The 18,758-nt window shown below is 64.8% G+C and carries 22 protein-coding genes; 13 read left to right on the plus strand and 9 right to left on the minus strand.

Translation table 11 applies throughout. The features are described from left to right. Window positions 1–31: 31 nt before the first annotated feature. Entirely contained in the window at window positions 32–913 is an 882-nt protein-coding gene (locus LB523_RS26350) for an HpcH/HpaI aldolase/citrate lyase family protein (protein ID WP_224608529.1), read from the minus strand. A gap of 569 nt (window positions 914–1,482) precedes the next feature. Here LB523_RS26350 and LB523_RS26355 point away from each other — a divergent pair. From LB523_RS26355 to LB523_RS26365, 3 genes are read left to right on the plus strand one after another with little or no spacing between them, the layout of a single operon-like run. Next, on the plus strand, window positions 1,483–2,181 hold the full coding sequence (locus tag LB523_RS26355; RefSeq protein WP_140845955.1) for a response regulator transcription factor: 699 nt from the start codon (window positions 1,483–1,485) through the stop codon (window positions 2,179–2,181). Between the two features lie 59 nt (window positions 2,182–2,240). After that, window positions 2,241–3,743 carry an ATP-binding protein gene (locus tag LB523_RS26360; protein WP_411966499.1) on the plus strand — a complete coding sequence of 501 codons (1,503 nt, stop codon included), beginning with the start codon at window positions 2,241–2,243 and terminating at the stop codon, window positions 3,741–3,743. Between the two features lie 52 nt (window positions 3,744–3,795). Then, window positions 3,796–4,962, plus strand: coding sequence for an NAD(P)/FAD-dependent oxidoreductase (locus tag LB523_RS26365; RefSeq protein WP_224608535.1), 1,167 nt, complete (start codon window positions 3,796–3,798; stop codon window positions 4,960–4,962). 239 nt (window positions 4,963–5,201) lie between these two features. Here LB523_RS26365 and LB523_RS26370 read toward each other — a convergent pair whose 3' ends face one another. The 4 genes from LB523_RS26370 to LB523_RS26385 all read right to left on the minus strand — a co-directional run bounded on the left by LB523_RS26370 (window position 5,202) and on the right by LB523_RS26385 (window position 7,003). Further along, a complete protein-coding gene (locus tag LB523_RS26370) occupies window positions 5,202–5,690 on the minus strand; it encodes an SRPBCC domain-containing protein (protein WP_224608538.1) in 489 nt (162 codons plus the stop codon). Between the two features lie 45 nt (window positions 5,691–5,735). After that, a complete protein-coding gene (locus tag LB523_RS26375) occupies window positions 5,736–6,185 on the minus strand; it encodes an SRPBCC family protein (protein WP_224532493.1) in 450 nt (149 codons plus the stop codon). Next, window positions 6,182–6,502, minus strand: a complete 321-nt coding sequence (locus LB523_RS26380; RefSeq protein WP_095770025.1) for an ArsR/SmtB family transcription factor — start codon at window positions 6,500–6,502, stop codon at window positions 6,182–6,184. The genes LB523_RS26375 and LB523_RS26380 overlap by 4 nt, the downstream gene beginning before the upstream one ends. Before the next feature lie 75 nt (window positions 6,503–6,577). Next, on the minus strand, window positions 6,578–7,003 hold the full coding sequence (locus LB523_RS26385; RefSeq protein WP_224608541.1) for a GNAT family N-acetyltransferase: 426 nt from the start codon (window positions 7,001–7,003) through the stop codon (window positions 6,578–6,580). A 187-nt stretch (window positions 7,004–7,190) separates the two neighbouring features. On the opposite strand from LB523_RS26385, the gene leuD reads away from it, so the two are divergent. The 5 genes from leuD to leuB all read left to right on the plus strand — a co-directional run bounded on the left by leuD (window position 7,191) and on the right by leuB (window position 11,399). Beyond that, entirely contained in the window at window positions 7,191–7,796 is a 606-nt protein-coding gene (leuD, locus tag LB523_RS26390) for a 3-isopropylmalate dehydratase small subunit (RefSeq protein WP_224532490.1), read from the plus strand. A 217-nt stretch (window positions 7,797–8,013) separates the two neighbouring features. Next, entirely contained in the window at window positions 8,014–8,943 is a 930-nt protein-coding gene (locus LB523_RS26395; RefSeq protein ID WP_224608544.1) for a hypothetical protein, read from the plus strand. Window positions 8,944–9,282: 339 nt separating this feature from the next. Then, window positions 9,283–9,666, plus strand: a complete 384-nt coding sequence (locus LB523_RS26400) for a RidA family protein (protein ID WP_224532802.1) — start codon at window positions 9,283–9,285, stop codon at window positions 9,664–9,666. A gap of 43 nt (window positions 9,667–9,709) precedes the next feature. Beyond that, on the plus strand, window positions 9,710–10,060 hold the full coding sequence (locus LB523_RS26405) for a VOC family protein (protein WP_224608604.1): 351 nt from the start codon (window positions 9,710–9,712) through the stop codon (window positions 10,058–10,060). A gap of 235 nt (window positions 10,061–10,295) precedes the next feature. Continuing rightward, window positions 10,296–11,399 (plus strand): 3-isopropylmalate dehydrogenase, encoded by a 1,104-nt coding sequence (leuB, locus tag LB523_RS26410; RefSeq protein ID WP_224608547.1) that lies wholly within the window; start codon window positions 10,296–10,298, stop codon window positions 11,397–11,399. Between the two features lie 330 nt (window positions 11,400–11,729). Here leuB and LB523_RS26415 read toward each other — a convergent pair whose 3' ends face one another. Further along, entirely contained in the window at window positions 11,730–13,622 is a 1,893-nt protein-coding gene (locus LB523_RS26415; protein ID WP_224608550.1) for a DEAD/DEAH box helicase, read from the minus strand. Between the two features lie 585 nt (window positions 13,623–14,207). Between LB523_RS26415 and LB523_RS26420 the strand changes: the two genes are divergently transcribed. Further along, window positions 14,208–15,242: an aspartate-semialdehyde dehydrogenase gene (locus LB523_RS26420; RefSeq protein ID WP_140845968.1), complete on the plus strand. Its 1,035-nt coding sequence runs from the start codon at window positions 14,208–14,210 to the stop codon at window positions 15,240–15,242. 295 nt (window positions 15,243–15,537) lie between these two features. After that, on the plus strand, window positions 15,538–15,993 hold the full coding sequence (locus LB523_RS26425; protein WP_140845969.1) for a GNAT family N-acetyltransferase: 456 nt from the start codon (window positions 15,538–15,540) through the stop codon (window positions 15,991–15,993). Here the strand turns inward: LB523_RS26425 and LB523_RS26430 are convergent. Continuing rightward, window positions 15,983–16,402 (minus strand): ACT domain-containing protein, encoded by a 420-nt coding sequence (locus tag LB523_RS26430; protein WP_140845970.1) that lies wholly within the window; start codon window positions 16,400–16,402, stop codon window positions 15,983–15,985. The genes LB523_RS26425 and LB523_RS26430 overlap by 11 nt on opposite strands. A gap of 137 nt (window positions 16,403–16,539) precedes the next feature. On the opposite strand from LB523_RS26430, the gene LB523_RS26435 reads away from it, so the two are divergent. The 3 genes from LB523_RS26435 (at window position 16,540) to LB523_RS26445 (ending at window position 17,902) form a co-directional block, all read left to right on the plus strand. Beyond that, window positions 16,540–16,950, plus strand: a complete 411-nt coding sequence (locus LB523_RS26435; protein WP_224608553.1) for a DoxX family protein — start codon at window positions 16,540–16,542, stop codon at window positions 16,948–16,950. A 13-nt stretch (window positions 16,951–16,963) separates the two neighbouring features. After that, window positions 16,964–17,491 carry an SRPBCC family protein gene (locus LB523_RS26440; RefSeq protein WP_224608556.1) on the plus strand — a complete coding sequence of 176 codons (528 nt, stop codon included), beginning with the start codon at window positions 16,964–16,966 and terminating at the stop codon, window positions 17,489–17,491. A 147-nt stretch (window positions 17,492–17,638) separates the two neighbouring features. After that, on the plus strand, window positions 17,639–17,902 hold the full coding sequence (locus LB523_RS26445; RefSeq protein ID WP_095770014.1) for a YMGG-like glycine zipper-containing protein: 264 nt from the start codon (window positions 17,639–17,641) through the stop codon (window positions 17,900–17,902). Window positions 17,903–17,978: 76 nt separating this feature from the next. Here LB523_RS26445 and rpsP read toward each other — a convergent pair whose 3' ends face one another. Together rpsP and LB523_RS26455 are read right to left on the minus strand one after the other, a co-directional pair. Continuing rightward, complete coding sequence (gene rpsP, locus LB523_RS26450) at window positions 17,979–18,380, minus strand: 30S ribosomal protein S16 (RefSeq protein ID WP_140845973.1); 402 nt, start codon at window positions 18,378–18,380, stop codon at window positions 17,979–17,981. A 50-nt stretch (window positions 18,381–18,430) separates the two neighbouring features. Continuing rightward, window positions 18,431–18,757 carry a chorismate mutase gene (locus LB523_RS26455; protein ID WP_095770012.1) on the minus strand — a complete coding sequence of 109 codons (327 nt, stop codon included), beginning with the start codon at window positions 18,755–18,757 and terminating at the stop codon, window positions 18,431–18,433. Window position 18,758 lies beyond the last annotated feature (1 nt).

Raw genomic sequence — 18,758 nt, forward strand, 5'->3', positions numbered from 1 at the left:
GCCGGGCTGAAAAATCGTGTTTCGTCCGACATCATGCGCCGATGATCGCGGCCTTCGCCAGAAGTTTCTCGGCTTCCGCCAGATGCAGCCGTTCGACCATGCGCCCGTCCATCGCAATCACGCCCTTGCCGGCATTCTCGGGCCGCGCGAACGCATCCTTGATCGCACGGGCCGCAGCCAGCCTCTCGGGCGACGGCGAAAAGGCGCGGTTCGCCGGCTCGATCTGGGCGGGATGGATCAGCGACTTGCCGTCGAAACCCATGGCCGCCCCGTCGGCGCATTCGCGGGCAAAAGCGTCGAGATCGCGAAAATCATTGGCAACGCCATCGATGACGTCGAGGCCACCGGCCCGCGCCGCAAGCACCAGCTGCATCAGCCACGGCATCAGGTAGCGCCGGTCGGGCGTCGCCAGGATGCCGGTCGCCTTCACCAGGTCATTCGTTCCGGTCACGAAACAAGCCAGCCTCGAAGCCGGATCGCGGCCGAGTTCGGCGATGGCGCCGATGTTGAGCAGCGCCCTGGGCGTCTCGACCATCGCCCATAGTTTCACGCTGTCCGGCGCGAAATTGTCGTCGAGCAGGTCGCCGGCCTCGAGGATGTCGCGCGGCGTGGCGATCTTGGGCAGAAGAATTCCGTCGGGCTCGGCCTTGGCCACTGCCCATAGGTCATGGGTGCCCCATTCGCTGGCCAAAGGATTGATGCGCACCACCATCTCGCAGCGCCCTTTGGGGCGCCCAGCCAGGATGCCGGCGACCTTGTCGCGTGCGGCTTTCTTGTCGGCGGGCAGGACGGCGTCCTCGAGATCGATGATGACGGCGTCGCAGGCAAGTGAGCCGATCTTGGCGAGCGCCTTGTCGTTGGAGGCGGGAATGTAAAGCACAGAGCGGCGCGGTCGGTATGGTTCTTGAGCCATCGCCGATCTATGCCGGGTGATGGCTGATGAGGCAAGGCGGAGGGACAGGACAATCGCATATGGCAGCGCCAGCCCCCGCTCCGTCTCGGCGCTGCGCGCCGAGCCACCTCTCCCCCACTTTGGGGGCGAGGAAACGCTAATCGCCGAGGGCGCGCGACCTTCGCAGGCCTGGGTTCCTCGCCCCCGCCAGAGGCGGGGGAGAGGTGGCTCGGCGAAGCCGAGACGGAGAGGGGGAGCGCCCTACGCGATTATCCCGCCGAAAAGGCGACCTGCCTGCACTAAATCTGCAAATCCTTACTGAAAAGCTCCGGGATTCCGCCGCGCACTTACCGCACCGGCCGGCGAAACCGGCGTCATGCGAACACGTCACACATCCCGCTGGTCGCTGCCGCGCCGGCTCCGCAATGACGGCTGGTGGCTCGTCGAGCCGCAAAGACCATGCCATGGGGCGGGTATCCTGCTTTTCGCCCCGAGGCCGCTCCACTCCGGATCGAAAACAATTTCGCATTTTTCCCTGGAATTGCTCTAATCCTGCCGCATCCAACCTTACGCGCCGGGCCGCTGATTTCATGCCGCACAACATTCTCGTCGCCGACGACGACCCGCATATCCGCGAGATCATCTGCTTCGCGCTGGAAAAGGCCGGCATGAAGACGGCCGCCGTCGCCGACGGCGCCGCCGCGCTCCAGGCGGTCGAGCGCCGCGCGCCCGATCTCATCGTGCTCGATATCGGCATGCCGGAGATGGACGGGCTGGAGGTCTGCCGCAGGCTTCGGCAAAAGTCCGACGTGCCGGTGCTGTTTTTGTCCGCGCGCGACGAGGAGATCGACCGGGTGCTCGGGCTGGAGATGGGCGGCGATGATTATGTGACGAAACCGTTCAGCCCGCGCGAGCTGGTCGCCCGCGTCAACGTCATCCTGCGGCGCGCGCGTCCGGCGCCGGTCGAAGAAGAAGCCGACGACCGTCAATTCGCGCATGGCAAGCTCATGCTCGTCCCGGCAAGCCATGAGGCGAGCTTCGACGGCAAGCCGCTCATCTTGACGGCGATCGAGTTCGCGATCCTGAAGGGCTTCCTCGCCCGCCCGCAGCATGTGCTTGGCCGCGACGCGGTGATGGCCAATGCCTATGCCTCCAACATCCATGTCTCGGAGCGCACGGTCGACAGCCATATCCGCAATGTGCGGGCCAAGCTGGCGGCGGTCGGCTGTCTCGATGCGATCGCCACGGTGCATGGCGTTGGCTTCCGGCTCGGCCGATGCGGTGGTTGAGCAAGGAGAAGTGGCGGCCCAGGCTTGCCACCGTCGTCGTCGTCATCCTCATCCTGGTGATGGCGCTGCCGCTGGTCGGACTGTTCTTCTTCCGGCTCTACGAGAACCAGCTCATCCGCCAGACCGAAGGCGAGCTCATCGCGCAAGGCGCGGTCGTCGCCGCCGTCTATGCCCAGGAGGTGCGCGCCGCAGGCATTCCCCAGGAAAAACTGGGGTCGCCGATCTCGGCCGATCCGGCAAGGGACAACAACTATCCCTATGATCCGATCGAGCCGCGCCTCGACCTTGCCTCGGACGATGTCATGCCGACGCGCCCGGCGGCGCTTCCCGCCACCGCCGATCCGGCCTTCGCGGCAATAGGCGCGCGGCTCGACGGCATTCTCGACGAGACGCAGAAAACGACGCTTGCCGGCTTCCGCCTGCTCGACCCGCGCGGCGTGGTGATCGCCGGCGGCGACGAGGTCGGCCAGTCGCTCGGCGATGTCGAGGAGGTGCGGACCGCGCTTTCAGGTCATTATGCCAGCGCGCTCAGGCTGCGCATTCCCGACCAGCCGCCGCCGCCGCTCTACTCGGTGAGCCGCGGCACCAGGGTGCGCGTCTTCGTCGCCCTGCCGGTCGAACTCGACGGCCGGGTCGCGGGCGTCGTCTATCTGTCGCGAACGCCGAACAACATCGTCAAGCACCTCTATGGCGAGCGCGGCAAGGTGACGTTGGCGGCGATCGCCATCCTCGGCGGCACGCTGCTGATCGCGCTGGTGTTCATCCGTACCGTCAGCCGGCCGATCTACGCGCTGATCGAGCGGACGAAACGCATCGCCGCCGGCGACCGCGAGGCGATCAAGCCGCTCGCCCATCACGGCACGCGCGAGATGGCGGCGCTGTCGGCGGCGTTCCTCGACATGGCGCAAAAACTGCAGGCGCGCTCCGACAGCATCCAGACCTTCGCCACCCATGTCTCGCATGAGCTGAAATCGCCGCTGACGGCGATCCAGGGCGCGGCGGAGCTGCTTCGCGATTCCGGCGGCGCGATGGACGAGGCCGAGCGCAAGCGTTTCTCCAACAACATCGTCACCGACGCCGGGCGGCTCAATCTCCTGGTGCGCCGACTGCTTGACCTGGCGCGCGCGGAAAATCTGGAGCCGAGCGGCGAAAACACGACACTTCATGCTGCGTTGGCATCCTTGCCGGTCGACACAAGGCTGGAAGCGCGGCTTGAAGGCGGCGGCGATATCAGGCTCGGCATCTCGGCCGAGAATCTCGGCATCGTGCTTGCCAATCTCATCGACAATTCGGCACGACATGGCGCCCGACAGGTGGCGATCCATGCTTCAGCCGATGGCGAGCGCGCGTCGGTCCAGATCGGCGACGACGGCGACGGGATCTCGGCCGCCAACCGCGCCAGGATCTTCGAGCCGTTCTTCACCACGCGGCGCGAGACCGGCGGCACCGGCATGGGGCTCGGCATCGTGCTGGCCCTCCTGAAAGCGCATGATGGCACGATCAGGCTGGTTGACTCCGAGCGCGGCACGCGCTTCGAGATCGATCTTCCTGCATTGATTTGAGCGTGCGAACCCGAGCGTCGGGATCATGCTCTGGAGTCGGAGAACCAAAAGCGTGCGCTACGACATCGTCATCATCGGCGGGGCCATCGTCGGGTCCTCGGTCGCCTATTATTTGCGCGAGGAGGGCTTTACCGGCTCGATCGCGCTGATCGAGCGCGATCCGCAATTCTCGCATGCGGCGACGACCTTGTCCTGCGCCTCGATCCGCCAGCAATTCTCGATTCCTGAAAACATCCGCCTGTCGCAGTTCACGCTGAAACTGTTCCGGCGGCTGAAGGAAACCTTCGGCGCCGATGCCGATATCGGCTTTCGCGAGGGCGGCTATCTCATCCTCGCCGGCGAGGCCGGGCTGCCGATCCTCAAGGCCAATCACGAGACGCAGGTCGCCGAGGGCGCCGACATCGTGCTGGAGGATGCCGGCCAGCTGACGCAGCGTTTCTCTTGGCTGTCGGCCGAAGGCATTTCCGCCGGCGCCTATGGGCGCAGCGGCGAAGGCTGGTTCGACGCGCATGCGATGCTGATGCTGTTCCGCAAGGCGCTGCGCGACAAGAAGATCGATCTCATCACCGCCTCCGTCACCGGCATCGCGCGGGACGGCAACCGCGTCGCCAGTGTAAGCCTCGACAATGGCGAGATGCTCGAAGCCGGCATTGTCGTCAACGCGGCCGGGCCGAATGCCGGCAAGGTCGCCGCCTTGGCTGGGCTGGCGCTGCCGGTCGAGCCGCGCAAGCGCAACGTCTTCGTCTTCGAAGCGCGCGACAAATTCGCCGACATGCCGCTGCTGGTCGATCCATCCGGCATCTATGTGCGGCCCGAAGGCTCGGTCTACATCACCGGCGGCGCCGAGCCGGAGGAAGGCGATCATGCGCCCGATCCGACGGATTTCGAGGTTAACTGGCCGCTGTTCGAAGAGGTGATCTGGCCGGTCCTAGCCACCCGCATCCCGGCCTTCGAGGCGATCAAGCCGACGCGCGCCTGGGTCGGGCATTACGACTACAACACGCTTGACCAGAATGCGGTGATCGGCCCGCATCCGGAGGTGGAAAATTTCCTGTTCGCCAACGGCTTCTCCGGCCATGGCCTGCAGCAGGCGCCGGCGGTGGGGAAGTCGATCGCCGAGCTCATCGTGCATGGCGGGTATCGCACGGTGGATTGCAGGGCGTTCGGATATAGCCGTGTGGCGGAAGGAAGGGCGTTCAGGGAACTGAATGTGATCTGAGGGCTGCCCCCTTCCCCCCTTGTGGGGGAAGGTGTCGCCGAAGGCGACGGATGAGGGGTGTTCCAGGGAAAGCCAACGTCTCACTCCGCTGGAACACCCCTCATCCGTCTCGGCGCTGCGCGCCGATCCACCACCCGGCCCTTCGCAGGCTCAGGGCGTTCGAAGCTCGACAAGCCAAGCAATTGGCTTTTCGTCCGCTGCGCGGACCGCTTCTCACCCCACAAGGGGAGAAGGTGGCGCTAAGCCGCCTGCCGTCCGTCACTAAAATATGTTTGCAGCCATCCAAGCACCCGCGCCCAGCCTTCGGCATGTTCCGCCGCGGCGTCCGGGAAACCTGCGAAGCCGCCATGGCAGATAGTGAGCCGCGTGCCGCCGGCGATCGGCTCCAGCAGATAGGCGAGGGTCGTTTCGCGCCGGCCGAGCGCCGGATGGTCCCAGTCGTAGCGCCGCGTCTGCACGATCCGGCGCGGCATCTCGATTTCGAGAAACTCTCCGCCGGCGGGCAGGCGCCTGCCGTCGGCGGTTCGCACCGTGACACGCCAGCTTCCGCCGACGCGCAGATCCGCGTTCCAGCTGGTCATGCGGTAAGTTTCGGGCGAACCCCACCAGCGCTCGACCTCGCTGGTTATCAGCGCCGCGCCAACCTCGCCCGGCGAGGCGGGAAGGTCGGCCGAGGCCATGACCGTGTCCGCATTCGCCATGGCCTGCGGCAAGGATAGTTGCAGCATCGAATCCACCTCTGCCGACAATTGTCTCGTGTCCGAAACGAACCTTTACTCCTTCGACGGCGGGCGCTCGAAACCCTTGCCGGTCTCGAGCAGGCTCTTGAGGCTCGCCAGCACCAGCGGCCAGCCCTTGGCGACGTTCTGGATCAGCCTGTGCGGGCCGTCGGCCTCGTGGGTGACGGCGAGCTTCATCAATTCGCCGTCGGGCTCGATGGTGAAAGTGCAGCGGGTGTAGCCGTCCTCCTTCACCTCGGGCATCCATTCGTTGCGCCATTTGATCACCAGACGCCGCGGCGGGTCGATCTCGAGGATCTCGCCGGAATCGGCGATGCGGCCGTCGGGGAAGACCAATTTCCAGCTCGAGCCGACCTTCCAGTCGCTCTCCTGGTGGGAGCTGAGGAAGAACCGCCGGTTGAATTCCGGGTCAGTCAGCGCCTGCCAGAGTTTTTCAGGCGTGGTGCGGATGTAGGTGACATAGACAAAACTGTTCTCGCTCACGGCTCTTCCCTTTCAAGGCGTTGCTTCAGGTCGCTGAGAGCGGCAAGCCGCCCCCGCTCGAACTTGCCGATCCAGCGCTCGGCGATCTCGTTGATCGGAACGGGGTTGAGGTAGTGCTCCTTCTCGCGGCCTCGGCGCATGGTGGTGACGAGGTTCGCCTCCTCGAGGATCGCCAGGTGCTTGGTCACCGCCTGGCGCGTCATCTCCATGTGCTCGCAGAGCGCGTTCAGCGTCTGCCCGTTCCGGGCATGGAGGCTGTCCAGCAATTGCCGGCGGGTCGGGTCGGCCAAAGCGCGAAAGACGGCATCCATGCTCATGGGTTTAATATGCAACCATTTGGTTGCATGTCAAGCAAAAGGATTGGCGGCCGCAGCCATGAGGTCGTCCGGAGGTCAGCGCTTGCGGGAGAACCAGAAGGCGTCGGTCATGCGCGTCATGCCGATGCGCTCGTAGAAGCCGACGGCGTCGGGCATCGAGATCAGGCTGATGGCGACCGAAGGCCCGAGCTGCCGCTGCGCCTCGTCCATCAGGCCCTTGCCGACGCCGAGCCCTTGCGCCGAGGCGGATACGGCGAGCTCGGAGATGTAGCAGACCCAGGAAAAATCGGTGATGCCGCGCGCGACGCCGATCAGCGGCTTGCCCACGATGTCGAGCCGCGCTGTCAGCACCAGATTGGCATTGCCGAGCATTGTCTTCAGGCGCGCTTCATCGTCGACGGGCCGTGTTGCACCGAGGCCGGATTCCACCAGCACGCGGCGGAATTCGGCGACGTCGAGCGCGGGCTCGCTGGCATAAAGGACTTTGGAAGGCTCAACCATGGCCGCAGATTGCACCAGCCGGCCAGGATTTCGAAGCCGTTTTTTAGTTATTCCAGCTCCGGCGCGCATGCCATGCTCGACATGGCCCAAGGCCCGCGCACGAACAGTTGCCTTTCATTTGCCGCCGGCTTTGTGTAAACCGTCCGGCAAAATTCCCCGCAAGCCACGAAGAAGACGGGCAAGGACCATGGATAAATTCACCAAGCTCACCGGCGTCGCCGCGCCCATGCCGATCGTCAATGTCGACACCGACATGATCATCCCGAAGGATTATCTGAAGACGATCAAGCGCACCGGGCTCGGCACCGGGCTGTTCGCCGAGATGCGCTACAATGAGGACGGCTCGGAGAACCCGGATTTCGTGCTCAACAAGCCGGCCTACCGCAAGGCGCAGATCCTGGTCGCCGGCGACAATTTCGGCTGCGGCTCGAGCCGCGAGCATGCGCCCTGGGCGCTGCTCGATTTCGGCATTCGCTGCGTGATCTCGACCTCGTTCGCCGACATCTTCTACAACAACTGCTTCAAGAACGGCATCCTGCCGATCACGGTCAGCCCGGAAGACCTCGACAAGCTGATGGACGACGCCTCGCGCGGCTCCAACGCAACGCTGTCGATCGACCTCGAGGCCAAGGAAATCCGCGGGCCGGATGGCGGCGTGGTCAAATTCGACCTCGACGATTTCAAGCGCCACTGCCTCTTGAACGGCCTCGACGACATCGGGCTCACCATGGAAAAGGCCGGCGCTATCGCGTCCTTCGAGAAGAAGAACGCCGAGCAGCGCCCCTGGGCCTGAGAGACCGTTTGGAAATTCTACTCCGGGGGCATCTGATGGCGGTTTCTGCGCTTCCGTTGCTCACGGACCAAATGTCCGCTGCGCTACGGTTCTCGAAACCATCACCATATGACTCGCCAGAGCGAATTTCGAAACAGTCTCTGGGCGGCATGGCTTTAAATCAATAGGCTCCGGCCTTCGCAGGCCGGGTTCGTGACGGCTGAATGGAGGGACAGTCATGACACGCTCGCTTCTGGCTGCTTCGGTGGCAATCCTTCTCGCCACGATCGGCGCCAATGCGCAAACCACCGCGCCGGCCACGCAGCCGGCGCCCGCCGCGTCCGACCAGCCGGCTGCCGATCAAGGCGCGGCCGACCAGGGCAACGACCAGGCCGCGTCGGATGACGACAAGCAGGCGCCGATCCCCTTCGAAGGCGGGCAGCTCACCATCACGCAGCCGGAGCAGGATGGCGAGAAGGTGCTGTCCTATGACGGCAAGCAGCTCGCCAGCAATTACGACGTCTTCTTCGACAAGATCGTCAAGATCGGCGACGTCAACGTGGCGCTGGTCGATGTCGGCGACGGCGGCAATCAGTGCGGGCCGGCTAAGGTCATCGTCTGGAAGCCGAAGGACGGCGAGATCCAGACCACCACTGTCGAGGAGGACGAATGCGGCGCGCCGCCGGCAGCAGTCTCCGACAGCGCCATCTATTTCGTGCCTTATCTGCTGCCGGGCGAGTCCAAGCCGGCGCTGCAATGGTCGCCCAGGGAAGGGCTGACGACCTCCGGCAACCTGACCTACACGCCCGAACCCGGAACCGGCTGGAAGGATGTCGACCCGTCGAAATTGGACAACATCATTGATGCCTTCCACAATGAGGCCGTCTACAAGGCCGGACAGGCGTTGCTGGGCAACGACATGCCCGACATGGCGACCAGCCTTCTGGTCGGCGGCGGCACCGAAAAGACGGCGTCCGGCGCCTTCTACGCCACCGGCTGCGTGCCGCATGACTGCGGCGGCAATGACGGCTTCATGGCCGTCGACCCGGCCAAGCAGAAAGTCTATTTCGCCCGCCGCGGCGACAATGGCGAGCCGCAGGCCTGGCCGTCGATGAAGGACTGGCCGGACGACATCAAGAAGGCGTATGACGACGCGCAGGGGAATTAGGGTTCGCATCGCAACGACCATCCGCGGCTTCGTCATTCTAGGGCGGAGCGAAGCGAAGCGGAGCGCAGACCCTAGAATCCATGCCGTGACCGTTGCCGTAGGGTGCGAGTGCCCAGAATTCTGCACGGTTGGCGGCGCTTCGGCGTAACGGCATGGATTCCAGGGTCTGCGCGCGTCGCTTCGCTCCTTGCTCCGCCCTGGAATGACGGCCTGAGGAAGGCTCCGGCTAATCTCCAAGGATTGCGCTCACGTCGTGACAATACTCCGCATTGCTTGGCCCACGACCAGCCGAGCCTGTTTTGCTAGATGCACGCCGACCTAAACCAACGCGAGGCTCCCATGCGCAAGCTGATCTCCACCGGTTCGCCCTTCGAGAAAACCGCCGGCTATTCGCGCGCGGTGGTGCAGGGCGACTGGTGCTTCGTGTCGGGAACGACCGGCTATGACTATGCCACCATGACCATGCCCGACACGGTCGAGGCGCAGACGCGCAATTGCCTTGCCACCATCGCCAAGGCGCTCGCCGAAGGCGGGTTCGACATGGCTGACGTGGTGCGCGCGCATTACTACATCACCGACCAGGCCTATGTTGACGTGGTCTTCCCGATCCTCGGCGAGGCATTCGGCGACATCCGCCCGGCGGCGACGATGATCGTGTGCCAGCTCAACAAGCCGGAGATGAAGATCGAGATCGAGGTGACGGCGCTGAGGCGCACGGCATAGGCTGCCGGCACTGGGAAGCGCGCAAAGCAGGGGTCAGCCTATGGTGAAAGTCGAGCGCATCGTCGCCAACATTGCCACATCCGACATTGCCGCGGCCAAGCGCTTTTACCAGGACGTGCTCGGGCTTGATCTGCTCATGGATATGGGTTGGATCGCCACCTACGGGTCCGAGGAACGGATGCAGGTGCAGGTGAGCTTCATGGCGCAAGGCGGATCCGGCACGCCGGTGCCGGACCTGTCGATCGAGGTCGACGATGTGGACGCGGCGCTCGACGCCATGAAGGCCGCCGGCTTCGCCGTCGAATACGGCCCGGCCGACGAGCCCTGGGGCGTGCGGCGCTTCTATGTGCGCGATCCGTTCGGCAGGCTGGTGAATATTCTGTCGCATCGGTAGGGCTCTTCCAGCTTGGGTTCCTCGCCCCCACGAAGTGGGGGAGAGGTGGCTCGGCGAAGCCGAGACGGAGAGGGGGAGTGCCCTACGAAGGCCCCCTCTCCGTCCGCTTCGCGGACACCTCTCCCCCGCCTCTAGCGGGGGCGAGGAAACCAAGCTTCGAGACATCCCCTTGCGCCGCAATCGCTTGGCGGTTAGCAAGGCCGCATTTCTCCAGCTACTATTGGGACGGTTCTCCATGGCTTCGAAAAATCTCCTCCTGCTCGCCGGCGACGGCATCGGCCCCGAGGCCATGGCCGAGGTGAAGAAGCTGATCAAGGCCATGAACGACAGGCTGGGCAGCGGCTTTGTTACCGACGAAGGACTGGTCGGCGGCTGCGCCTACGATGCGCATGGCGCGGCGATCTCCGACGCCGACATGGCCAAGGCGATGGCGGCGGACGCCGTGCTGTTCGGCGCCGTCGGCGGGCCGAAATGGGATGCCGTGCCTTACGAGGTGCGCCCCGAGGCAGGGCTCTTGCGCCTGCGCAAGGATATGGAGCTGTTCGCCAATCTCAGGCCCGCGATCTGCTACCCGGCGCTGGCCGCTTCCTCCTCGCTCAAGCAGGAGGTGGTCGAGGGCCTCGACATATTGATCGTGCGCGAGCTCACCGGCGGCGTCTATTTCGGCGAGCCAAAGCAGATCATCGATCTCGGCAACGGCCAGAAGCGCGGCATCGACACCCAGGTCTACGACACGTTCGAGATCGAGCGCATCTCGGGCGTCGCCTTCGAGCTCGCGCGGACGCGTCGGAACCACGTCACCTCGATGGAAAAGCGCAACGTCATGAAGTCGGGCGTTTTGTGGAACGAGGTGGTCAGCCGGACGCACAAGGCGCGGTACTCCGATGTGAAGCTCGACCACATGCTGGCGGACGCCGGCGGCATGCAGCTGGTGCGCTGGCCAAAACAGTTCGACGTCATCGTCACCGACAATCTGTTCGGCGACATGCTCTCCGACATCGCCGCCATGCTTACCGGCTCGATCGGCATGCTGCCTTCGGCCTCGCTCGGCGCGCCGGATGCCAAGACCAAGAAGCGCAAGGCGCTCTACGAGCCGGTGCACGGCTCGGCGCCCGACATCGCCGGCAAAGGCATCGCCAACCCGATCGCGATGATCGCGTCCTTCGCCATGTGCCTGCGCTATTCCTTCGGCATGGTCGCAGAGGCCGACAGGCTGGAAGCGTCGATCGCCGCCGTGCTCGACGACGGCTTGCGCACCAAGGACATTCTTTCCCCGGGCATGAAGGAAGTCGGCACCACCGAGATGGGCGACGCCATCATCGCCAAGTTCCTGGGATGATCGTATGACCGTCGACATTCGCTGGGCGAGGGTCGACATTGCGCACACCACGCCTTCGTCATTCTATGGCGGAGCAAGGAGCGAAGCGACGCGGCGCAGACCATGGAATCCATTCCGTGACCTATGAGCGTTGCAGAACGGCTCCCTGTTCTGCGTCGTCCCTATTCTTGGCGCGAGGTCACGGAATAGATCCTCGGGTCTACGCGTCCGCTTCGCTCCGCTCCGCCCGTGGATGACCGAAGTTCGGATGCTTCGGCCAATCTCGGAGGTTGCGATTTGCCGCTGAAAAGAACGCCGGCGCTCGCCGCGGGCCTGCCTTCCGTCGCGATCCTACGCTGGCCGCTTCTTCTGCTTCTTGCGCTTTGCCGGCTGGTCGGGTTTCGGCCCCTCGAACTTTGGCTTGTCGAACTTCGCCTTTGCCGGCTTCTTCGCCCAGGATTTTGACCCCGGCGCCGCGGCAGGCTGACGCTCGCCTAGCGCCCGCTTCTCGAATCCGGGCGCGCCCTGGTCGAAAGACCGCTTGCCGCGATGCGGCTTTTTCTCCGGCCTCTGTGGCTGGTAGCCGGCGCGCGACAGGTCCGGCGTGCCGTCGATCCGCCTGACCGCGATACTGCCTTGCAGCTTGCGGTCGGGCCCGATCGCGGCGACGAACCGGTCGGCCCAGTCTGCGGCGATCTGCACGAAGGTTTCCTCCGGCTGCATCTTGATGGCGCCGATCTCGCGCTTGGACATGCCGGCGGTGCGGCACAGCATCGGGATCAGCCAACGCGGCTCGGCATTCTGCCGGCGGCCAACCGAGAGCGAGAACCAGACGCTATCGCCGAAATCGTCGCGGCGGCCCGATGTTTCTTCCCCGCGGCCGGATGTCTCTTCCCGGCGTGCGAACTTCTCCTTTGATGGCGCGAAGGGCGCGACATCGATCAGGTCCTCAGGCGCCGAGCGGCTTGCACGGCAAAGCCGCACGAAGGCGGCGGCCACCAGCTCGGCGCCGTGCTGTTCCAGGAGCGCCGCGGCGAAGTCGCGCTCCTCGTCCTTCACCGGCTCGCCGAAGGAAGGATCGGCCAGGATGCGCTCGTCGTCGCGCCGCAGCACCTCGTCGGCTGAGGGAGGGCTCGCCCAGGCCGCGGTCAGGCCGGCATTGGCGAGCAGCCGCTCGGTGCGCCGGCGCGCATTGCCCGGCACGATCAGCGCGCTGACGCCCTTACGGCCGGCGCGTCCGGTGCGGCCGCTGCGATGCAGCAGCGTCTCCGGATTGCTCGGCAGGTCGGCGTGGATGACGAGATCGAGATTGGGCAGGTCGATGCCGCGCGCGGCGACGTCCGTGGCGATGCAGACTTTGGCGCGGCCGTCGCGCATTGCCTGCAGGGCGTGGCTGCGCTCGTTCTGGCTGAGCTCGCCGGAGAGCGCCACCACCGCAAAATTGCGGTTGTTGAAACGCGCTGTGAGATGGTTGACGGCGGCGCGGGTGTTGCAGAACACCATCGCATTGCCCGCCTCGTAATAGCGCAGCACGTTGATGATGGCGTTCTCGCGATCGGCGGGCGCGACCGAAAGCGCCCGGTACTCGATATCGAGATGCTGCTTTTCCCCGCCGCCGGCCGAGATGCGCACGGCGTCGCGCTGGTAACTCTTCGCCAGCGTGGCGATGGAGCGCGGCACGGTGGCGGAAAACATCAGCGTGCGGCGCCCGGCGGGCGCCGCATCGAGGATGAATTCGAGATCCTCGCGGAAGCCGAGGTCGAGCATCTCGTCGGCCTCGTCGAGCACCACCGCTTTCAGCGCCGACATGCCGAGCGCGCCGCGCGTGATGTGGTCGCGCAGCCGGCCCGGCGTGCCGACGACGATGTGAGCGCCGCGCTCCAGCGCGCGCCGCTCGGTGCGCATGTCCATGCCGCCGACGCAGGAGGCGATCTCAGCGCCGGTCAGCTCGTAAAGCCATTCCAGCTCGCGCCGCACCTGCAGCGCCAGCTCGCGCGTCGGCGCCACGACCAGGCCCAACGGCGCTCCGGCGTCGCCGAAGCGCTCGGCGCCGCCAAGCAGGGTCGGCGCCACGGCAAGGCCGAAGGCGACGGTCTTGCCGGACCCGGTCTGCGCCGACACCAGCGCGTCGGCTTCGCCGAGCTCCGGCCCAAGCACCGCCTTCTGCACCGGCGTCAGCGCCGAATAACCACGCTTTTCCAGCGCCTGAGCCAGCGCAGGAACAATCGTTTCGAAACTGGACATTTTCTTCTTTCGGAATTCGGGGTTCTGCGCTCGTCATGGAGCACAAGGCCGGCACTGCGCCAGCCAAACGAAATTTGAGCCGTTCGTACTTCCTGCAGCCGCCATTGTACAGAGCAGGCGGCACCGCCTTTCCCTTCTCCCCTTGTGGGAGAAGGTGGCCGCGAAGCGGCCGGATGAAGGGTGTTCCAGGGAAAGCCAACGCCTCACTCTGCTGGAACACCCCTCATCCGTCTCGGCGCTGCGCGCCGATCCACCTTCTCCCACAAGGGGAGAAGGAGAGGCGCTACGCCAATTGACTCTTTTGCCAAACTGCGTAAAAGCCCGCGTCGAACGGGATGGTTTCCGATGCGCGGCCTTTCGATGGCTCTTCTTGCATTCGACTCCCCCAGCCACAATGTAACGCATTGGGCTGGGCGCTTAGACGCGTGCGTCCGTTCCAGCAAAACTACGGCCAAAACCACCACCAAAACGGTGTGATTCCCTTGGCCTAACCACCCTCTCCCGGGTACGGCCCGGGGGGCGAAACCCGCATGAGGCCGGCGGGTTTTCTCCAACAACCAAGCGGAGAGGGACAGGAGATACCAGATGAGTTTCAAGGTTGCGGTAGTCGGCGCCACGGGCAATGTGGGCCGCGAAATGCTCAACATTCTGGACGAGCGCGGCTTCCCGGTGAGCGAGGTGGTGGCGCTGGCGTCGCGGCGCAGTCAGGGCACCGAAGTGTCCTTTGGCGACCGCACGCTGAAGGTCAAGGCGCTCGATCAGTATGATTTTTCCGACACCGACATCTGCGTGATGTCGGCCGGCGGCAATGTGTCGAAGGAATGGTCGCCGAAGATCGGCAAGCAGGGCTGCGTCGTCATCGATAATTCGTCCGCCTTCCGCTACGATCAGGACGTGCCGCTGATCGTGCCGGAAGTGAACCCGGACGCGATCTCGCTGTTCACGCGCAAGAACATCATCGCCAATCCGAATTGCTCGACGGCGCAGCTGGTCGTGGCGCTGAAGCCGCTGCATGACGTCGCCACCATCAAGCGCGTCGTCGTCGCCACCTACCAGTCGGTGTCGGGCGCCGGCAAGGAGGGCATGGACGAGCTGTTCACGCAGACCCGCGCGGTGTTCGTCGCCGACCAGGTCGACGTCAAGAAGTTCACCAAGCGCATCGCCTTCAACGTCATCCCGCATATCGATGTCTTCCTCGACGACGGCTTCACCAAGGAAGAGTGGAAGATGGTGGCCGAGACCAAGAAGATGCTCGACCCCAAGATCAAGCTGACGGCGACCTGCGTGCGCGTGCCGGTGTTCATCGGTCATTCGGAAGCGGTCAACATCGAGTTCGAGAAGCCGATCACGGCGGATGAGGCGCGCGAGATCCTGCGCGAGGCGCCCGGATGCCAGGTGCTCGACAAGCGCGAGAACGGCGGCTACATCACGCCGCTGGAATCGGCCGGCGAGGACGCCACCTTCGTCTCGCGCATCCGCGAGGATTCGACCGTCGACAACGGCCTGTCGATGTGGGTGGTCTCCGACAACCTGCGCAAGGGCGCGGCGCTTAACGCCGTGCAGATCGCCGAACTCCTGGTCGAGCGCGGCCTGATCCAGCCGAAGAAGAAGGCGGCCTGACGGCAGTTTGTTTTCGCTCACGGGCCGCACCGCCGCTGCCGCGGCTGGCCCTGCGCGGGCGCGCCGGACGACCGGCGGCCCGCAGTCGCAGGCTCGGCCTTCGGCCGTGGCGGTTCTTCCTTCTCCCCTTGTGGGAGAAGGTGTCGCCGAAGGCGACGGATGAGGGGTGTTCCAGGGAACGCTGACGTCTCACTCCGCTGGAACACCCCTCATCCGTCTCGGCGCTGTCGCGCCGATCCACCTTCTCCCACAGGGGGAGAAGGGAACGCTCGCACTTTTCGGGTCAGCTGAGCTCATGATCGGTCCGGCTTCCAATATCCTCCTGCGTCCGGCCATCGCTTCCGACGCGGCCGCCATCGCCAAGCTGATGCGCGCGTCGGTCAATGCCTTCGACTGGATGCCGGTGTTGCACACGCCGGAGGAGGACCTGTTCTTCATCCGCGATATCCTGCTGCCCGAGCAGCAAGTGACGGTCGCCGAGGCCGCCGAATGCATCGTCGGCTTCATCGCCGCCCAGGGCGAATGGGTCGAGCAGCTCTATCTCGATCCGGCCTGGACTGGACAAGGCATCGGCAGCCGGCTGCTTGCTCAAGCCACCGCCGGCATACCTGTGGTCAAGCTTCATTGCTTCCAGGCCAATACCGGCGCGCGCCGCTTCTACGAACGCCACGGTTTTCGCGCCGAGGCCCTCGGCGACGGCTCGGCCAATGAGGAAGGCTTGCCGGATATTCTTTATGTCCTCAGGCGCTGAGCTCAGGCCCATTTTCGGCCGCCAGGCCGCGCAATATCGCCAACGCTTCCTCCGCCCGCTCCGCCGGCACGAACAGATGGTCGTGATAAAAGGCCGAGACCGGATTGACCCCCATGCCGGCCGCCGCCAACCGCGTCGTGATGGCGGCGAGGAAGCCGACGGCTTCCAGCGAGGAGTGGATGTCGAGCGTGATCATCCGGCTGCGGAACGTGCCGGCAAGGCCGGATGCCTTGGCTTCGTCTTCGGTCACGATCAAGGTCAGGCCTTCGCGCTCGCGGAATTGCAGGACGGGGTCGAGTCCTGCCGGGACCGACGTGTCCGGCGTCAGCGTCGTGAAGACATAGACGTCGGCGAGCAGTTGCGGCGTCATCGAAGCCAACAGCCTGCCCAGGTCGGTCTCGCCGGTCATCTTGCCTCCTCCGTTCCATGCACTGAACCACGCTTTTGAAAAAAGCGCACCTGACCCGTAGGATCGCCGCACGTTTCTCCGTCCTTGGTTCGAAGCTGGCAGAAAGCCAGCCCTTGAATCAACAGGAGGGAACATCCGTGAGCATTTCCGAAACCGCGCCTGTCTCGAACGGCGCCTTGTGGACCGGGCGCGTGCTTAGCGCCGCCGTCGTCCTGTTCATGACTTTCGACGGCGTCATCAAGCTGCCGCCGCTGGATGTTGTCACCCGGACGATGACCGAACTCGGCTGGCCGGCCGACGCCAATGTCGCGCGCCTGATCGGGGTTATCGGTCTGGTCTCGACCGCGCTCTACGCCATCCCGCGCACCTCGGTGCTCGGCGCCATCCTGCTCACCGCCTATATGGGCGGCGCGATTTCGACGCATGTGCGGATCGGCAACCCGCTGTTCTCGCATACCTTGTTCGGCGTCTATCTCGGCATAATCCTGTGGGGCGGGCTCTACCTGCGCGACCAAAGGGTGCGCGCGCTGATCCCGTTCTCGCGATAGAGGAGCAAAAGAGATGTTTGCCACCATCCTCATCATCCTGGTCGTCATCGTCGCCGCGGTGCTGATCTATGCCGGGACCCGGCCGAACGATTTCGTCGTCACGCGTTCGGTCAGCATCGAGGCGCCGGCCGAGACGATCTTCCCGCTGATCAACGATTTCCGGCGCTGGCCCGAATGGTCGCCCTTCGAAAAACTCGACCCCGGCATGAAGCGCACGCTGTCGGGCGCCGAAAGCGGCAAGGGCGCGGCCTATGCCTGGGAAGGCAACTCCAAGGCCGGCAAGGGCCGCATGGAGATCACGAATTCGGTGCCGTCATCGCTGATGTCGCTCAAGCTCGACTTTGAAAAGCCGTTCAGGGCCAACAACAGTGTCGACTTCACGCTTTCGCCGTCCGGCGAGGGCACGACCGTCACCTGGGCGATGCGCGGGGCAAGGCCGTTCATCGCCAAGCTGATGGGCCTGTTCATGAATTTCGACACGCTCATCGGCAAGGATTTCGAGACCGGGCTCGGCAATCTGAAGCGCCTCACGGAGCGCTGAAAAGCACGAAATTTCAATGAGTTGGTGTTCAGTACTGTAAATCCGGCCGGCGCCTAGCCGGCCAATCTTCATCATTGCCGGGATCAATTTAGCTGTTTGTGAGTTTAGGGCATGGCGGCGAGGACGGCGCTTGAGAGAGGAACAGCAATGAAGAAAGCAATTACCATCCTGGTGCTGACGGTGGCCCTTGGCGCCTGCTCGCAAACGGAAAAGGGTGCTGCGATCGGTGGCCTGGGCGGTGCGGCGGTCGGTGCCGCAGTGGCGGGCGACCCTGTGCAGGGCGCGGTCGTGGGCGGCGCGGTCGGCGCAGTGGCCGGCGCGCTGATCGGCCATGCCAGCGAAGCCGGCCAGTGCCGCTATCGCGACCGTTACGGGCGTGTCTATGTGGCGCGCTGCCCGTCCGGCTATTGAGGTATCGGACCGAAATCGAACAAAGAAAAACGGCGGGCCGATGCCCGCCGTTTTCATAGGCGACGAAGAACCGTGATTACTCGGCGCTGGCCGCCTCAGCCTCGGCCGGTGCGGCGCTCGCCGCGGCAGCGGCCGCAGCGGCGTCTTCCTGGGCCTTCTTGAGCAAGGCAGCGCGTTCCTGCGCCTTCTTGCCGGGCAGAGCCTTGTTCGGGTTCGAGCGGGCCTCGCGCTTGGCAATACCGGCCTCGTCGAGGAAGCGCAGCACGCGGTCGGTCGGCTGGGCGCCATGCGACAGCCAGTGCTTGACGCGGTCGGCGTCGACCTTGACGCGCTCGCCGTCCTTCGGCAGCAGCGGGTTCCACGAGCCGAGCGACTCGATGAAACGGCCGTCGCGCGGCGAACGGGCGTCGGCGACGACGACGTGGTAGTAAGGACGCTTCTTCGAGCCCGCACGGGCCAGTCTGATCTTCAGTGCCATTTCTTTGTCTCCTAAAAGCTCTGATTTCGTTGATGAGTTTTCGGCTGGGTTCAGCCGGTTTTCGTCACGCCGTTGGCAGCGGCGATCTGTTCGTGGTGCCGGATCACTTCGCGGACGACGAAGTTGAGGAATTTCTCCGCGAAATCCGGGTCGAGATGCGCATCCTTCGCCAGCTGGCGAAGACGGGCGATCTGCTGCTGCTCGCGCGCGGGGTCGGCGGGCGGCAGGCCATGCTCGGCCTTCAGAACGCCGACCGCCTTGGTGCAGCGGAAGCGTTCGGCCAGCATATGGATGAGGGCGGCGTCGATATTGTCGATCGAAGCGCGGTAGCCGGCCAGGATGGCGCGTGCATCGGCCATGTCTTTTTCCTCGTTCATC

The sequence above is a fragment of the Mesorhizobium sp. ESP-6-4 genome, assembly GCF_020164735.1.
Taxonomy (GTDB): Bacteria; Pseudomonadota; Alphaproteobacteria; order Rhizobiales; family Rhizobiaceae; genus Mesorhizobium.

Bases quoted from the DNA above. Each gene is read 5' to 3' on its own strand.
- LB523_RS26350 (WP_224608529.1), bottom strand. From the start codon at position 913: ATGGCTCAAGAACCATACCGACCGCGCCGCTCTGTGCTTTACATTCCC.
- LB523_RS26355 (WP_140845955.1), top strand. From the start codon at position 1,483: ATGCCGCACAACATTCTCGTCGCCGACGACGACCCGCATATCCGCGAG.
- LB523_RS26360 (WP_411966499.1), top strand. From the start codon at position 2,241: ATGGCGCTGCCGCTGGTCGGACTGTTCTTCTTCCGGCTCTACGAGAAC.
- LB523_RS26370 (WP_224608538.1), bottom strand. From the start codon at position 5,690: ATGCTGCAACTATCCTTGCCGCAGGCCATGGCGAATGCGGACACGGTC.
- LB523_RS26380 (WP_095770025.1), bottom strand. From the start codon at position 6,502: ATGAGCATGGATGCCGTCTTTCGCGCTTTGGCCGACCCGACCCGCCGG.
- LB523_RS26385 (WP_224608541.1), bottom strand. From the start codon at position 7,003: ATGGTTGAGCCTTCCAAAGTCCTTTATGCCAGCGAGCCCGCGCTCGAC.
- leuD (WP_224532490.1), top strand. From the start codon at position 7,191: ATGGATAAATTCACCAAGCTCACCGGCGTCGCCGCGCCCATGCCGATC.
- LB523_RS26395 (WP_224608544.1), top strand. From the start codon at position 8,014: ATGACACGCTCGCTTCTGGCTGCTTCGGTGGCAATCCTTCTCGCCACG.
- LB523_RS26400 (WP_224532802.1), top strand. From the start codon at position 9,283: ATGCGCAAGCTGATCTCCACCGGTTCGCCCTTCGAGAAAACCGCCGGC.
- leuB (WP_224608547.1), top strand. From the start codon at position 10,296: ATGGCTTCGAAAAATCTCCTCCTGCTCGCCGGCGACGGCATCGGCCCC.
- LB523_RS26415 (WP_224608550.1), bottom strand. From the start codon at position 13,622: ATGTCCAGTTTCGAAACGATTGTTCCTGCGCTGGCTCAGGCGCTGGAA.
- LB523_RS26420 (WP_140845968.1), top strand. From the start codon at position 14,208: ATGAGTTTCAAGGTTGCGGTAGTCGGCGCCACGGGCAATGTGGGCCGC.
- LB523_RS26425 (WP_140845969.1), top strand. From the start codon at position 15,538: ATGATCGGTCCGGCTTCCAATATCCTCCTGCGTCCGGCCATCGCTTCC.
- LB523_RS26430 (WP_140845970.1), bottom strand. From the start codon at position 16,402: ATGACCGGCGAGACCGACCTGGGCAGGCTGTTGGCTTCGATGACGCCG.
- LB523_RS26440 (WP_224608556.1), top strand. From the start codon at position 16,964: ATGTTTGCCACCATCCTCATCATCCTGGTCGTCATCGTCGCCGCGGTG.
- LB523_RS26445 (WP_095770014.1), top strand. From the start codon at position 17,639: ATGAAGAAAGCAATTACCATCCTGGTGCTGACGGTGGCCCTTGGCGCC.
- rpsP (WP_140845973.1), bottom strand. From the start codon at position 18,380: ATGGCACTGAAGATCAGACTGGCCCGTGCGGGCTCGAAGAAGCGTCCT.
- LB523_RS26455 (WP_095770012.1), bottom strand. From the start codon at position 18,757: ATGAACGAGGAAAAAGACATGGCCGATGCACGCGCCATCCTGGCCGGC.